The 13,880-nt window shown below is 66.6% G+C and carries 11 protein-coding genes; 2 read left to right on the top strand and 9 right to left on the bottom strand.

The window, feature by feature from the left end:
- Nucleotides 1-22: 22 nt before the first annotated feature.
- From BCY78_RS07860 to rsmA, 4 genes are all read right to left on the bottom strand, one after another.
- Nucleotides 23-1,864, bottom strand: a complete 1,842-nt coding sequence (locus BCY78_RS07860) for a hypothetical protein (RefSeq protein WP_068300119.1) — start codon at nucleotides 1,862-1,864, stop codon at nucleotides 23-25.
- Between the two features lie 8 nt (nucleotides 1,865-1,872).
- Entirely contained in the window at nucleotides 1,873-2,409 is a 537-nt protein-coding gene (locus BCY78_RS07855) for a TadE/TadG family type IV pilus assembly protein (RefSeq protein WP_083194894.1), read from the bottom strand.
- The gene (locus tag BCY78_RS07850) at nucleotides 2,406-3,710 is read right to left on the bottom strand and encodes a Tad domain-containing protein (protein ID WP_083194893.1); all 1,305 of its coding nucleotides are present in this window, start codon (nucleotides 3,708-3,710) and stop codon (nucleotides 2,406-2,408) included. The genes BCY78_RS07855 and BCY78_RS07850 overlap by 4 nt, the downstream gene beginning before the upstream one ends.
- A gap of 255 nt (nucleotides 3,711-3,965) precedes the next feature.
- Complete coding sequence (gene rsmA, locus BCY78_RS07845) at nucleotides 3,966-4,814, bottom strand: 16S rRNA (adenine(1518)-N(6)/adenine(1519)-N(6))-dimethyltransferase RsmA (protein WP_068300115.1); 849 nt, start codon at nucleotides 4,812-4,814, stop codon at nucleotides 3,966-3,968.
- 91 nt (nucleotides 4,815-4,905) lie between these two features.
- Here rsmA and BCY78_RS07840 point away from each other — a divergent pair, with 91 nt between their 5' ends.
- On the top strand, nucleotides 4,906-5,511 hold the full coding sequence (locus BCY78_RS07840; RefSeq protein ID WP_068300113.1) for an exonuclease: 606 nt from the start codon (nucleotides 4,906-4,908) through the stop codon (nucleotides 5,509-5,511).
- 27 nt (nucleotides 5,512-5,538) lie between these two features.
- On the opposite strand, the gene pdxA is transcribed toward BCY78_RS07840, so the two are convergent.
- The 5 genes from pdxA to lptF all read right to left on the bottom strand — a co-directional run bounded on the left by pdxA (nucleotide 5,539) and on the right by lptF (nucleotide 12,261).
- Nucleotides 5,539-6,507, bottom strand: a complete 969-nt coding sequence (pdxA, locus tag BCY78_RS07835) for a 4-hydroxythreonine-4-phosphate dehydrogenase PdxA (RefSeq protein WP_068300111.1) — start codon at nucleotides 6,505-6,507, stop codon at nucleotides 5,539-5,541.
- The gene (locus BCY78_RS07830) at nucleotides 6,507-7,775 is read right to left on the bottom strand and encodes a peptidylprolyl isomerase (RefSeq protein WP_068300109.1); all 1,269 of its coding nucleotides are present in this window, start codon (nucleotides 7,773-7,775) and stop codon (nucleotides 6,507-6,509) included. Before BCY78_RS07830 ends, pdxA begins: the two co-directional genes overlap by 1 nt.
- Before the next feature lie 90 nt (nucleotides 7,776-7,865).
- Nucleotides 7,866-10,061, bottom strand: coding sequence for an LPS-assembly protein LptD (locus BCY78_RS07825; protein ID WP_068300107.1), 2,196 nt, complete (start codon nucleotides 10,059-10,061; stop codon nucleotides 7,866-7,868).
- The gene (gene lptG, locus BCY78_RS07820; RefSeq protein ID WP_068300105.1) at nucleotides 10,061-11,161 is read right to left on the bottom strand and encodes an LPS export ABC transporter permease LptG; all 1,101 of its coding nucleotides are present in this window, start codon (nucleotides 11,159-11,161) and stop codon (nucleotides 10,061-10,063) included. Before lptG ends, BCY78_RS07825 begins: the two co-directional genes overlap by 1 nt.
- Entirely contained in the window at nucleotides 11,158-12,261 is a 1,104-nt protein-coding gene (lptF, locus tag BCY78_RS07815; RefSeq protein ID WP_068300325.1) for an LPS export ABC transporter permease LptF, read from the bottom strand. The genes lptG and lptF overlap by 4 nt, the downstream gene beginning before the upstream one ends.
- A 166-nt stretch (nucleotides 12,262-12,427) precedes the next feature.
- Between lptF and BCY78_RS07810 the strand changes: the two genes are divergently transcribed.
- Complete coding sequence (locus tag BCY78_RS07810; protein WP_068300103.1) at nucleotides 12,428-13,879, top strand: leucyl aminopeptidase; 1,452 nt, start codon at nucleotides 12,428-12,430, stop codon at nucleotides 13,877-13,879.
- Nucleotide 13,880: the final 1 nt, after the last annotated feature.

Genomic DNA, 13,880 nt, shown 5'->3' with positions numbered 1-13,880 from the left:
CACGCGCCGGGTCCGATTAGCGTCAACGCTGGAACTGGTTGATGGTCAGGGTCGAGTCGCAGGTACCGTTGTTATAGGTGCCAAGGAACACCACCCACTGGCCCGTGGGCGCATTGGTGATCTGCAGGCCCGCGTTCCAGCCGGTGTAGTCGTCGTTGAAGTACCACTGGCCGTTGGGATCCCGCACCACCAGCACCGAGTCGCAGCTGTAGCCGTTGTTGCCGTCGTCCATGCGGAACTGCAGGCCCGAGGTCGTCGAACTGATGCTCTGGCTGTCGTAGTTCAGCACCATATGCGGCGCCGCGTTGAAGAAGCCCCAGCCACCGCCGCAGTTCCCGAGGTAGGTCGTGCCGCCGATCTGACGGCGCATGGTGACGCCGGTGGACAGGTCGCCGCGCGTCATCGTCATCCACGGCGCCGGGTTGCGGTATTCCGGGCAGCCCAGATAGCGCGGGAAGCGCGTTTGCGGATAGGTGCCGTTACGGGTCGCCGCGTTCGGGGTGAAAGGCGCGGCGGTGCCGCTGCCCGAGGCCGTCACGGTCAGGTTGTCGACGCCCCAGCTTTCATTCGTGAGAGATTCGTTCAGCGAGGCGGAGAGACCCAGCGTGAAGTTCTGCGGCGCATTGTTCAGCGTGACCACGACATGCCAGATCTGGTCGTTGTACCAGTCGCCCATGATGTTGCTGTCCGACTGCACCAGCGAGGTGGTCACACGGTATGTGCCGCCCTGATAATAGCCCGCCGCGACGCGGTTGTTGCCGAAGGGCGCGCGTTTCCAGACCTCGAAGGTCTCATGCGTGATTGGCGTGCCGCTCAACTGGATCTGGAAGCTGTCGCCCGGTTGCGCGGCCCAGCTGGCATCGTAGCCGTCCCAGCTGTCGATGACCAAGAGGTCGAAGGCGATGGTGACGTTCATGTTCGCCGCCGACAGGCTGACCGGAAGGGTAACCGGCGTGGCCCAGGTCTCGCCGCCGAACGGCCCGAGGTACGAGCCCGAGGGGCCACCGCTGGTCACGGTCGTCCGCGACAGGCCAGTCGTCACGCCGTCGTCGAAGGTGAAGGCACTGACCTGGCCCGAGGGCGTGGGGTCGGGGTCGGGTTCGGTGATGTCGGGCAGGGTGTCGTTGCCGGATCCGGTCCAGGCGACCTCGTAATCGGTTTCCGGGAAGACGGTCTCGATGCCATCGAAGTTGATCCAGGGGGCGAAGCGCGGGCGCACGACGACTACCGGGGCAAAGCGCAGCTGGCCGATGCCGACCGCGGCGAAAGGTTCCCAAAGCGAGAAGGCCTCGACGACCAGCAGCGCCTCGCCCGGCAGGACGGGCGGGATACGGTCGGCGAGGTCATCGACGGGCGCCTGCGCGGCGGCAGAGGCGAAGGAGAAGCTCTCATCCTCGCCGAACTCGGCCAACAGGCCTTCGTAATCGCCGTCGGCGAGGTATTGGAAGGTGGCCTCGGGCAGCTCGGTCAGGTTCCGTGTGCCGTAGGACCATTGCAGGCGGTTCCGCTCGTTGGTGGAATCCCAGATCACCGAGGAGACGCGCAGCCGGGTGTCGTAGTTCGAATCCGCGAGGAAATCGAAGACGTCGTTCAGCCCTTCCACGTAATTCGCGGTGAACAGGTTGGTTTCGCGCGACATGATGTCGGCGACGGTCTGCGCGGCCATCTGGGCGTGATAGCGCGCCTGATAGCCCTCATAGAAGATGACCGTGGCGACCAGCGCCCACAGCAGCAGCGGCAGGACCAGCACCAGCTCCAGCGAGACCGACCCCCGGCCATCGCGGCTGAAGTGACGGCCCAGAGCCCCCGCCGTGTGACGGGCGTGGGCGAGGCGGGTCTGCAGTTCGTCGCGGAGCGTTGCCATGGCGGGCCTCATGCGGGTTCGTTGGCGAAGGCGGCGCGGGAGACGAGGAAGAACCCGCCCGAGCCGTCGTCCGGCATGCCCAGCACGAGGCCGGTCATGGAAATGAAGGGATCGACCACCGCGCAGACGCGGATCAGCATCAGCTCCTGCGCGACGCCGCCGGGAACGAAGGCGGTCACGGGCGCGATGTCGGCCGAGCGGTTGACGCATTGCGCCGGGTCGTCGAGGCCGGACCAGGTGATCGTGTCGACGGGCCGCAGCTCGACGGCCATGGCATTCACGCAATCGGCGATCAGGAAGGTGTTGTCGCAGATCATCTGGCGGAAGGCGTCGTATTGCGTGGCATTCACGTTGCCCAGACGGACCTGCCGCACGGCGATGTCGACCGCCCGGTCGAGGAACACCTTTCGGATCATCACCATGCCGTAGTCGGCAGCCGAGAACAGGAAGGCCAGCACCAACGGAACGCAGATGACGAACTCGACCGTGACCGAGCCCGCCTGCGACTGCCGGAAGCGATGAAGGGCGCGCCGGATCAGGGTCATAGCGTCAGCCTCAGCGCCTGGGTCTGGATCGAGGCGGTGATGCCTTCGAAGACCGAGATGATCTCATCGGCCGAGGTGTTGTAAAAATGGTTGGCCGAGGAGGCGCAGCCCTGCATCAGCGCCGCACTGGCCGTCGGGGCCTGATAGGCGATGGCATAGATCAACACGCCCTGATCCTTCAGCGCCTGACAGACCGCGAGGGTGTTGGCGTCCTGGATCAGCGTGCCGAAACGCTCGCCGCAGCAATTGGTGCCGTCGGTCAGCAGGATCAGCGCGCGGACAACGTTGGGCTCGGTCCAGTCGTAGGGACGGCCTTCGAACGCGGGGTCGATGTCGCCATTGGCGATCAGCTGGCTGATGGCCGGTCGGATCGTCGGGTCGAAGAACAGCGCGCCATAGCGGATGCCAAGGTCGATCGAGGTCGTGCCGGCCGCGCGCAGGTCGTTGATATAGGTCTCGGCCAGAGTGGCGTCGCTGACGTAGGGGCGTACGGTCCGCCAGGTTGCGGTGTCGCAGTTGCGCCGGTTGGTCAGCAGGTTGAGCGAACTGGTGATCTGGGTCCACAGCAGCCAGTCGTTGCAGGCGCCATTGCCGGCCGCGTTGGAGAAGAAGTTCAGGAAGCCGGGAGGCGGCAGGACATAGGTGTCATAGGGCACCAGCGTGATGCCGACATCGCCGATCTCATCGGCGTCGTTCAGGAGCGTGCTGGTCAGGTTCACCGCCGCTGTCTGCATCGCACCGAGCTTCTGCTGACCGTTCATCGAGCCTGAGACGTCGAGCACCATCACCAGCTCCACATCCGGGCCGCCTTCGATGGTCTCGGCCGCTTGGGCGGGGGTGGTCATGGCGAAGCTGTCGATGCCCAGAAGCTGCATGAACAGCGAGGGCACGGTGGCCGCCGGATAGACGGTGATCACGCGCCCGTTCTCGTCGTCTTCCTCGATCCGGTAGTGGTCGCCCAGTTGGTCCGACAATCCCTCGGCCGCGAAATAGGCCTGCAGGATCTGCTCGGGCGTGGCGGAGCCTTCGTTGTCGCGCAGCATGGTCGCCGCCAGCACCGCGCGGTCGGCGGCGCTTTGCATGCGGATGCGCTCGTTCTCGTAGCGGATCATGTCGACGGCGAGGCCGCCGAACATCAGCATGGCCAGGAAGATGAACAGGCTGAACACGACCAGAGTGCCGTCCTCGTCCCGCGCGAAGCGGTGCAGATAGCGACGCCCGGCCCGTTTGGCCACGCCACTATCTACCGGCAGGCGCGGCATCTGGACGGTCTTGGTACGGGGCCGGAATGAGGGCAGCATCGGGTCACCTGTCAGCAGAGCCCGGACAAGAGGACTCGATTGTCAGGCTAATGCCACGGGGTGTCCTAAATGCGGCGCGAGTCCGGAGGAATGTGGCGCAGACAGGGCAAGAGGCGCAGTGTTTACACGTTATGCGCGATCGAAACCGCTCATCCCGCAACAATCGGGGAAGGTCGTTCAGGAAACGTTAAGAATTCCTTGCCATGGGCCAGTCATGTCAAGGATCAGAATCACGGGCTTACGGGCCTGTCGCCGTCAGGGGCGGTTCTGCTGCAGGTCGCGCGCCAGCGCGCAGAAGTCTTCCAGCCCGATTTCCTCGGCCCGTGCGGTCGGCGCGATGCCGAGGCGCTCCAGCCGCGCCTCGATGTTCTTGTCGAGGCCCTTCAGGGCCGCGCGCAGCATCTTGCGCCGTTGGTTGAAGGCGGCGGCGACCACGCGCTCCAGCTGCTTGGCAGGGGCGGGGAAGCGGGGTTCGGGCAGGGCCTTCAGATGCACCACGGCCGAGTCGATCTTCGGCGGCGGGGTGAAGGCGCCGGGCGGCAGGGTCAGCACGATCTTCGCCTCGCAGCGCCATTGTGCCAGCAGCGCGAGGCGTCCATAGGCCTTGGAGCCGGGCTTGGCGACGATGCGCTCGGCCACTTCTTTCTGGAACATCAGCGTCAGCGTGGACCAGACCGGCGGCCAGACCTCGGGCGTGAGCCAGCGCACCAGAAGCTCGGTGCCGACGTTGTAGGGCAGGTTGGCCACCACCTTGATCGGCGGCGTCAGGTGATCGAGCGGGTTGATCTCCAACGCGTCGGCATTGATGACCTCCAGCTTGCCGGGATAGGCGGCGGCGATCTCGGCCAAGGCGGGCAGGCAGCGCGCATCCTTCTCGATCGCCAGCACGCGGCGCGCACCCTCGGCCAGAAGGCCACGTGTCAGGCCCCCGGGGCCGGGGCCAACCTCCAGCACGTCCGAGCCGGGAAGATCGCCGGCAGCCCGCGCGATCCGGGCGGTGAGGTTCAGGTCCAGCAGGAAGTTCTGCCCCAGCGACTTCTTCGCTTGAAGGTCGTGGGTCGCGATCACCTCGCGCAGGGGGGGGAGATTGTCGATCTGGGCCATGTCCTGCGGATGCGGCAAAATCCGGCGCAAGGCAAGGGGAATGGCTGGGCAAGGCGGCGTGGCATGCTAGGTTTCCTGCAGGAGGTTCCCGATGTCCCCTTGTGTGATTTACGATTGCGAGTTCCTGACAGCGCCCGGCGCGCCCATGCGCTTCTGGAACGGCCCCACGGACCCCGACCCCGTCATCGCCCAGATCGGCGCGGTCCGCCTTTCGACCGAGAGTGGCGAGATCGAGGAGACGCTGCGGCTCTACGTCCTTCCGCGCGGGCGTCAGGGAGAACGGCTGGCGCTGGACCCGCTGTTCATCCGGCTGACCGGCATAACCGAAGACATCCTGCAGGCCGAAGGGCTGGAGCTATCAGAGGCCTTGGCCCGCCTCGATGCCTTCTCGGACGGGGCCAGCCTGTGGTCCTGGGGCAAGGACGAGCTGAACATGATCGCGGTGAGTTGCTGGATCGCCGGGCTCGCGCCGCCGATGGGGCCGGCACGGTTCCGAAACGCTTGCGATTTGCTGTTGGCAGCCGGGATGCCGCTGGAGGATGTGCACAAGACGCGGTCGAACACCTTGGCGGCGTATTTCGAGGTGGATCACCCGCCGTTGCGGGGCCACGACGGGCTCGATGATGCGCTCTGCGTGGCCTATACCCTGCAGCATCTCCTGCAGGCGGGGCGCCTGTCCGCGACGGATTTCACCTGACCCGAGGGGCGATGCGCCACATCGCGCTCAGGCGCGCGCCAAGGCCATGTCCCAGGCCATGGCCATCGCCGCCCGCATCGAGGTCACATCCGCTATTCCCTTACCGGCGATGTCATAGGCGGTGCCGTGGTCGGGCGAGGTGCGCACGAAAGGCAGGCCCAGCGTCACGTTCACGCCGCCGGCGAAGTCGATGGTCTTGATCGGGATCAGCGCCTGATCGTGGTACATGCAGACCGCCGCGTCATAGCGCGCGCGTGCCGCTGCATGGAACATCGTATCGGCGGGGAGGGGGCCGAGCAGGGTCATCCCCTCGACGCGGAGCGTCTCCAGCAAGGGGGCGATGAAGGTCAGTTCCTCACGCCCCATCGCGCCGCCTTCGCCCGCATGCGGGTTCAGCCCGGCGACGGCGATCCTCGGCTCGACGATGCCAAAGTCACGGATCAGCGCGTCGCGGGTGATCTCGATCGTGCGCTTCAGCCCGGCTTCGGTCAACGCGCCCGGAACCTCGGACAGGGCGATATGGATCGTCGCCGGAACCACGCGCAGCTCAGGGCAGGCCAGCATCATCACCACGTCGCAATCACCGCCGAGATGGGCGAGGAACTCGGTGTGACCGGGGAAGGCGAAACCGGCGCCGTCCTTGAGCGCCTTCTTGTTGATCGGCGCCGTCACCAAGGCCGAACAATCGCCGCCCTGAACCAAAGCCACGGCCTTCTCGATCGAAGCGATGGTGCCGGCGGCATTGGCGGGATCGGGCTGGCCGGGCTTGGCCTCGGCGGCGAAGGGCAGGGGCAGGACGGACAAGACCCCCGGTGCAATTGCGCGCGACGGATGGTCGACGGGTTGCCAGCGGGTGCCCTCGGGCAGATGGCGCGGGTCACCGATCCAGACGAAGGGCGGCGCGTCCCCGGCAGCGGCGATCTTCGCGGCCAGTTCCGGGCCGATGCCCGAGGGGTCGCCACAGCTGACCGCCAAAGGCGCGGGCGATACGGGCATCACGGGTACCGGATCTCGGCCTCGGCACGGAGGCGGTCGAGGTAAAGCGCCGCCTGACCTTCAAGCGCCCGGTTCAACAGGCCCATCCGCACGTTCTCACGCGAGGGGGCGGTCTCGCCGGAAACCGAGCGCGTGCACAGCATCAGCAGCACGAGGTTGCCATTGTCGACCATGTTGGCGCTGATCTCGCCGGGGTTCAGACGCTCCAATTCCGTGCGCAGGCCGGCGGCCATGGCGGTCTGACGCTCGGTGATTTCCTCGACGGCGCTGTCAGGCAAGCCGGGAACCGAGCGCAGCACCAAAGCCGGGAAATCGCTGCATTGATCGACGCCGGCGCGGATCTGCTGGAGATAGGCGAGGTTCGCCTCCGAACGGCCGCCCGGCAGAAGCGCTCGGCGGTAGGTCAGTTCCACGGCCTCGGCCGGGACCTGCCGGGAATCGCGACGCGCCCGCAGCTGGAAGAAGGCATAGGCGCCCGGCATATCCAACGGGCCAAGCACCGTGCCGATCGGCGCCGAGGCCATCGCCTCGGAAATTGCGGGCGGCATGGCCTGCACATTGATCCAACGGTCGACGCGACCCCCGGACGGACCCGAGGGCGCCGCCGAGACCTGACGGGCGGCGTTGGAGAACTCGGTCTCCGAGCGGATGCGCTGGATCTGCGGAATGATGCGCTGGACCTGCTCGGCGAATTGGGGATCCGCGGGGAGGAAGATCTCGGAGATCAGCACCTCGGTCGAGGGCTGGACGCCTTCCACCGACAGAGCCTGATTAATCTGCGCATCGGAAATGGAGATCTGCGAGCCATAACGCGAGCGGACCAGCTCGCGCCAGACGACGCCTGCGCGGATGAAGCTTTCAAAGGTCTCGCGGTCGATCCCGGCAGCCTGCATGCGGCCGATCAACTCATCCGCCGTCAGGTTGGCGCGGCTGGCAAATTCGGTCATGCCCGCCTGCACCTGATCGGGCGTTAGGCGACCGCCAAGACGGGCGACTTCCTGCGCCTGCAGACGATCCTCAATCAGGCGTTCGATCGCCAATTCGCGCGTAACGTTGCTGGCGCCGACGAATTCGAGGAACCGCATCTTCTGCGTGATCTCGTAATTGGTGATGGCTTCGTCGTTCACATAGAGCGCCGCCGCGAACATCGATTGCGCGCCCGCAGGCTGGGTCATCGGCGTGGTCAGCGTGACACTGCCGGCCAGAGCCACGGCGAGCGCCGCTTTCATCGACAGGCGTTTCACGGGGGCAAGAAGCGAAGCGAGCATGGCGGGGTCCGTTCTGTTCGTCCGACCGTCGGAAATACTGGGCCGTGTCCCCGGCCTAGCGGCTTGAGACCGGGAAGAAAAGGGGGGGCATCACGTCCGGCAGGTCCGGCTGTTCGAGCTGGGCGCCCGCCCGCCGATGCCCAGAAGGTCGACGCTGAGGTCGAAGCGCGTGTCGCCCGACGAGTTTGTCGGCGTCACGAAGACGCGCTCCACCGTCAGCTCGACGGCGAGGCATTCATTGGTGAAGGACAGACCGCCACGCGCGGCCGACCAAAGGTTCTGCCCGACGTCGTAATCCCAACCGAACGTCGTGGCCCAGCCATTGCTGTGGCGTCGGGTCAGATCGAACTGCCATTCGGACAGATCGAAGGCGCGGCTCTCGAAGCTGGAGGCCGGGAGATAGAGGTAGGTCGTCGAGACGTCCGTGCGCGCGGTGCTCCACGACAGGTTGGTTTCCGAGCGGCTGACCGAATTGTTCGGATCGACGAGGAAGCGCATCGACAGCGCGTAGCCATCCGTATTGCTGACGCGGCCCGCCAGCAGCCAATGCGATTCCGTGTCGCCGAGCGGCTGCGAATGGCCCGCGGGATAGCCTTGCAGCGGCGCGTCGCGCCAGATGCGGCCAACGAGGGCCTCGGCCGTCCAACCATCGGGGTCGTGGCGCGCCCAACGCATCCCGGCATTGATACGGCTGCCGTCGTCGCTGGCATCCTCGCCAGAATAGCGGCGGAAGGCGAAGAGGTTGCCCTCGTCCAGCTCGGGCATGGTGTGATCGTCATTGGGCAGGCCCGGGCCGCTGCGACGGCTCTCGATGACCTGAACGATCGGTTCCAGCACCTGACGCGCACCATCGGCACCGGCACGGGCCAGCGGCCAGCGGAACTCGACCATCGCCTGCGCAGCTTGCCGGTTCACCGGGTCCGGATAGGCGATGTCGTCATAGATCCGCACATGCTCGGCCCGGGCATCGAAGGCCACGGTTGTCAGAACGCCACCGGGCAGAACCTCACTACGGCGCCAGCCAAGGTCCACCGCCGAGCGCCCGACATCTCGGCCAGCCCCGAACGGGCCGTTCGACTCACGGTAATAGCCGTGTGCCGACATTCCCACCGTCAGCGCGCCGCCTGCGAGCGTATGGTGGTGTTCGGTTTCTCCCTGCACGGCGACGTTCGGCAGGCGGTCGTTCACATCGCCCGGCCGCATGGAATAGAAGCCCAACAGCCGAACGCGGGTCGCATGGTCGCGGCGGATCCGCTCTAGGGTGATGTGCCCGTGCAGGCGCGGATCGTCGTTGATGTTGTAGGTGTCGAGGTAGCTGGCCTCGGACGCGGCCAGAACGTCGGCCGTCAGCACCCAGTCATGGGACAGGTTGAACAAGGCCCGGACATAGCCGTAGCCGCGCAAGGACCGCCCGCCGGGCAACAGATCGTCTTGCGAGATCTGGCCGCCGACCTCGATCCCGCCATTCTCGCGGGCGAGGCGATAGCGCAGGCCCAAGGACGCCATGCCGTTCGACGAAAGGGAGGGCGTGATGGTCACGTCCTGCGTATCACCGATTGGGATGAAATACGGCAGGCCCACCGTCACGCCGAAGGTGCTGTCGGCGCTGACTTCGGGGCGCAGCAGGCCGCGCAGGCGGTTGTTGCCCGGCGCCGGGATGTCCAGACGGGGAGCGTAAAAGATCGGCACACCGGCCAGACGGAACTGGGTGCGGTAGAAGCGCAGCTGGCCGCGGTTCTCGTCGTGCTGCACACGCTCGGCCCGGATCTCCCACAGGGGCGTCGGGTTCGTGGCGCAGACCGGGCAGCTGGAGGCCACGACGCTGTCGAGCTGGCTGACACCGTTGGTGCCACGCTCCATCCGTGCCGCTGCGATCTGCAGCTGCTGATCCAACACCAACCGGGCCGAGGTCAGCACGCCGGCGCGCAGGGCCGGGGCCAATTGCGCCTGATCGGCCAGAACCACGACATCAGGACCATCCGAGATGGTCAACGGTCCTTCGAGGATCAGCGAATCATGGGATTGGTCGTAGCTCACGCGCTGCGCCGTCAGGCGGATCGAGCCATGCCAGATCTCGACCGCCCCTTGCGCCACCAGACGACCGGCGGGGTCGACGAAGACCTGATCAGCCATCAGCGTCGCGGGGATGGCGGTCTGAGCCTGTACAGGCGCGGCCAGGGCCAGTGCCGACATCAGCGCGAGGGCCGGCACAGAGGCGCGCAAGCGGCTGCGGGCCGCCAAGGCGACCCGGCTGATGGCCGTCGATTTGCGCGTCTTGTCCGCCACTACCCGTCCTCCAGGTGCAGAAGTACCCCAAGCGCCAGCAGCATGGAAGCTATCGGTGGTGTCCAGATCGCCAGCGCCAACGGTATCTGCCCGTTCTCGCCCAGAACTTGCGCGAAATTTCGCAAAAAGAACAGCGCAAATCCCGCCAGAACGGTCGTCAGGATGCGCGAACCCGCACCGCCTGCGCGGGTGTGCCTGAAACACAACACTGCCCCCACCATCAGCATCGCCGCCATCAGCATCGGCAGCGCCAATTCGGCCTGAAACTGCGCCTGATGCGGGCGCGAGGACAGGCCGGCGCGGTCCAGCGCGCGGATGAATTCGGGCAGATCCCAGACCGACATCGTGCCGGTGGCGGCAAAGCTCTCGCGGATACGCTCGCCGGTCAGGTCGCTTTGCAGCTCCAGCGACAGGAAGGTGCGGGCGTCGCGCTCGGGATTGTCGGCCATCAGGTCCCACCGCTTGGCATCGGTCAGCAGCCAGCGGCCCGGCAACAGGCGCGCGCCGGCGGCTTCGATGCGCACCAGAGGCAGGCCGCTGTCACGCTCGAAGATCAGGAAAGTGACATCGTGGAAGCCTAGGCCATCAGGCTCGACCCCTTGCGCGCGGATTACCGTCTGGCCGATCTCGTCGCCTTGCCGCATCCACAGTGCCGATCCCTCCAGCGAGATCTGGGCCAGCTGATCTGGCGCGTGCATCGCGGCGAGGCGGGATTGATAGGCGCGGCTGGCCCCGGCGACGACCGGGTTGAAGAAGGCCACCAGCACCGCGCCGAACAGCAGGGTGGCGATGAAGGGCTCGCGCAGCATCCGCATGGCGCTGCGCCCGGCCGAACGGATCACCACCAGCTCCGACGACCGCGCCAGACCGAGGAACATCGCCATCGAGGCGAGGATCATCAGAAGCGGCAGGATCTGGTAAAAGGTCGCCGGCACGCGCAGCAGGGCCAGCCAGACGATCTCGGACATGGGCGTGTCGCCGCCACCGAAGCGGCGCACCATCTCGACGGTCTCGAACAGCATCAACATGCCGAAGAACACCGAGCCGATCAGCGCGAAGCTGATCGCCAGCCGCCGCACGAGGTAAAGGCCCATCGTCATGCCCGCACCCGCCGTTTCCGCGTCGACCAGCCGACGAGTCCCAGCGCCGTGGCCACCGCCAGCAGCAGGGGCACCACCCCCAGCCACGACAGCGCAGGGTCGCGCATTGCCGTTCCGGCCAGCGCGTTGTTGAGGGTCTGCACCAGCGCCATCAGGACCACGGCCAGCACGATTTCCTTCCAGAAGCCCAACCGGCTGAAGCCCCCGGCCATCAGCGCGCCGAAACCGATCAGCGCAGCGGCGACGGCGGCGAAGCCGTCGACGAAGCGCGACACCAGCTCGAAGCGCATCTGCGCCGCGCTGGCCCCGGTTTCCGCCAGCAGTGCGGGCGAGGGCGAGAACAGCGAGGTCGTCGGCAATTCCTGCACCGAGCGGCCACGCCCGGCCGGACCGGCCAACGCGCTGAGGTCATAGGTGAAATCGCCAAAGCCGGTGACCGAAAGGCGCCCGGTGCGGCGGTCATGGATTTGCGCCTGCCCGTCGATCATCACCAGCTTGGGGCCGGTGTCCTCAGGGACGATCAGGGCCGTACGCGCGGTATAGTCAATGCGCTGCAACTGGCTGCGGGCGTCGGACAGGTAGATGCCGCGCATCGCGCCCTCGGGCGTGATTTCGGTGATGAAGAAGGTGATGCCGTCGGCCGGATGCTGGAACACGCCGTCCTGCAGCAGGCCGGCCGTCAGGTTCTGTGCGACTTCCGACTGGCGGCGCGACAATTCGGCCCGCGCCTCGGGGATCAGGAAGTTCATCAGCACGGTCAGGAAGGCCGCGACGATCAGGCCGAAGACCACGATCGGGCGCGCGATACGGAAGGGCGAGATCCCGGCTGCCTGCAGCACGGCGATCTCGGAATTGCGCACCAATTGGTAGGTCACATAGGTCGCGGCCACGAAGGCCGAGATCGGCAACACGGTGCGGATCAGCATCGGCAGCGACAGCGCGGTGAATTCGAGGAACACGGACATCGGCTGCCCGTCCGAGATCAGCTGATCGAACAAGCGGACAGCCCGGTTCACCCAGTAGACCGAGACCAGCACCAGGGAAAAGAAGCCGAACACCCAGAGGAGCTGCGCCAGAATATAGCGATCCAGCCGCGTCACGTTCACCCAACCCGTTCCAAACTGGCGGCAATCTAGACGCAATCGGAGGCATTAGAAACCGCCTTTTCATCACCGCGTGCCGCAAGGTCAGGAACCGGCCCACCCCCTCTGGCCATTGCCGGAAACCGGCGCTACGGTCGGCGCGAAACCATCCGAGGATCCCCGCATGGCCCTTCCCGACATCCAGTTCACCGCCCCCGACGCTGCCGCCCCCGCCGCGCATCCGGGCCTTGTCGCGGTGTTCGCCGACCTCGCCCTCGATACCGAGGCGCGCCGGGTCAACCGCTTGGCCAAGGGGGCGCTGACCCGTGCCCTGGCGTCGGACGCCTGGGACAAGCTGAAGCCGGGCGATGCGCTGACGCTGGCCTTTCCGGCAGGGATGGAGGCGCAATCGCTGCTCATGGTGAAGCTGCCGCGTCGGGCCGATGACGCCACCCTGCGCAAGGCGGGTGCCAGCATCGGCAAGGCCCTGAAACCCGCGGGCGGTCTGGTGCTGGCCAAGGCCGTGAAACAGCTCGGGCCGCTGGTCGAGGGTGCCGCGCTGCGGGCCTATGCCTATGCCCGCCGGGCCGAGGCGCCGAAGGCTCCGGGCGCCTTGGTCTTCGCCGTGACCGATCCGGCCGAGGCGCAGGCCGCCGCCGCCGAGCCCCTCGCGCTGGCCGAGGCCGTGCATTTCACCCGCGATCTGGTGAACGATCCGGCGAACATCCTGACCACCACCGAATTCGCGGACCGGCTGGAGGCCATGCGCGAGCTGGGCCTCGAGGTCGAGGTGCTGGACGAACCGGCGCTGGAGAAGCTGGGGATGCGCGCGCTTCTGGGCGTGGGGCAGGGGTCCGAGAGCCCGTCCAAGGTTGTCGTCATGCAGTGGAAGGGCTCTGAGGGCGCGCCGCTGGCGCTGATCGGCAAAGGGGTCGTCTTTGATACCGGGGGTATCTCGATCAAGCCCGCGGCGGGCATGGAAGAGATGATCATGGACATGGGCGGCGCGGGCACCGTCGCCGGCGCGATGCGCGCGCTGGCCGCCCGTAAGGCCAAGGCGCATGTCGTGGGTCTGGTGGGGCTGGTCGAGAACATGCCCGACGGCAAGGCGCAGCGGCCGGGCGATGTGGTCACCTCGATGAAGGGCGACACGATCGAGATCATCAACACCGATGCCGAAGGCCGCCTCGTGCTGGCCGACGTGCTTTGGTACGCGCAGGAACGCTTCGCGCCCTCGGCGATGATCGATCTTGCCACGCTGACCGGCGCCTGCATGGTCGCGCTGGGGTACGAGAACGCGGGGGTCTTTTCGAACGACGATGCCTTCTGCAATGCGCTGCTGTCCGCGGCCCAATCGCAAGAAGAAGGCGCCTGGCGCCTGCCGCTGTCGCCCGCCTATGATGCGCTGATCAAGTCGCGCATGGCGGATATGAAGAACACCGGCGGCCGCTGGGGCGGGGCGATCACCGCCGCGCAATTCCTGCAGCGCTTCGTCAAGCCGAACACGCCGTGGATCCATATCGACATCGCGGGTGTGGCCTATCCGGCCTCGGATATCGACTATGCGCCGCGCGGGGCCTCGGGCTGGGGGGTGCGGACCCTGAATGCGTTGGTGAAGGCGAAGTTCGAGAGCTGAT

This window comes from Pararhodobacter sp. CCB-MM2, from assembly GCF_001691415.1.
Taxonomy (GTDB): domain Bacteria; phylum Pseudomonadota; class Alphaproteobacteria; order Rhodobacterales; family Rhodobacteraceae; genus Pararhodobacter.
Note: the sequence above shows the minus strand (reverse complement) of the source record. Positions and strands in the feature narration are given on the sequence as shown.

What these genes read in the sequence shown, in the direction of transcription:
- BCY78_RS07860 (WP_068300119.1), bottom strand. Translation starts at nt 1,864, where the DNA reads ATGGCAACGCTCCGCGACGAACTGCAGACCCGCCTCGCCCACGCCCGT.
- BCY78_RS07840 (WP_068300113.1), top strand. Translation starts at nt 4,906, where the DNA reads ATGTCCCCTTGTGTGATTTACGATTGCGAGTTCCTGACAGCGCCCGGC.
- BCY78_RS07810 (WP_068300103.1), top strand. Translation starts at nt 12,428, where the DNA reads ATGGCCCTTCCCGACATCCAGTTCACCGCCCCCGACGCTGCCGCCCCC.
- rsmA (WP_068300115.1), bottom strand. Translation starts at nt 4,814, where the DNA reads ATGGCCCAGATCGACAATCTCCCCCCCCTGCGCGAGGTGATCGCGACC.
- BCY78_RS07850 (WP_083194893.1), bottom strand. Translation starts at nt 3,710, where the DNA reads ATGCTGCCCTCATTCCGGCCCCGTACCAAGACCGTCCAGATGCCGCGC.
- BCY78_RS07830 (WP_068300109.1), bottom strand. Translation starts at nt 7,775, where the DNA reads ATGCTCGCTTCGCTTCTTGCCCCCGTGAAACGCCTGTCGATGAAAGCG.
- pdxA (WP_068300111.1), bottom strand. Translation starts at nt 6,507, where the DNA reads ATGCCCGTATCGCCCGCGCCTTTGGCGGTCAGCTGTGGCGACCCCTCG.
- BCY78_RS07855 (WP_083194894.1), bottom strand. Translation starts at nt 2,409, where the DNA reads ATGACCCTGATCCGGCGCGCCCTTCATCGCTTCCGGCAGTCGCAGGCG.
- lptG (WP_068300105.1), bottom strand. Translation starts at nt 11,161, where the DNA reads ATGACGATGGGCCTTTACCTCGTGCGGCGGCTGGCGATCAGCTTCGCG.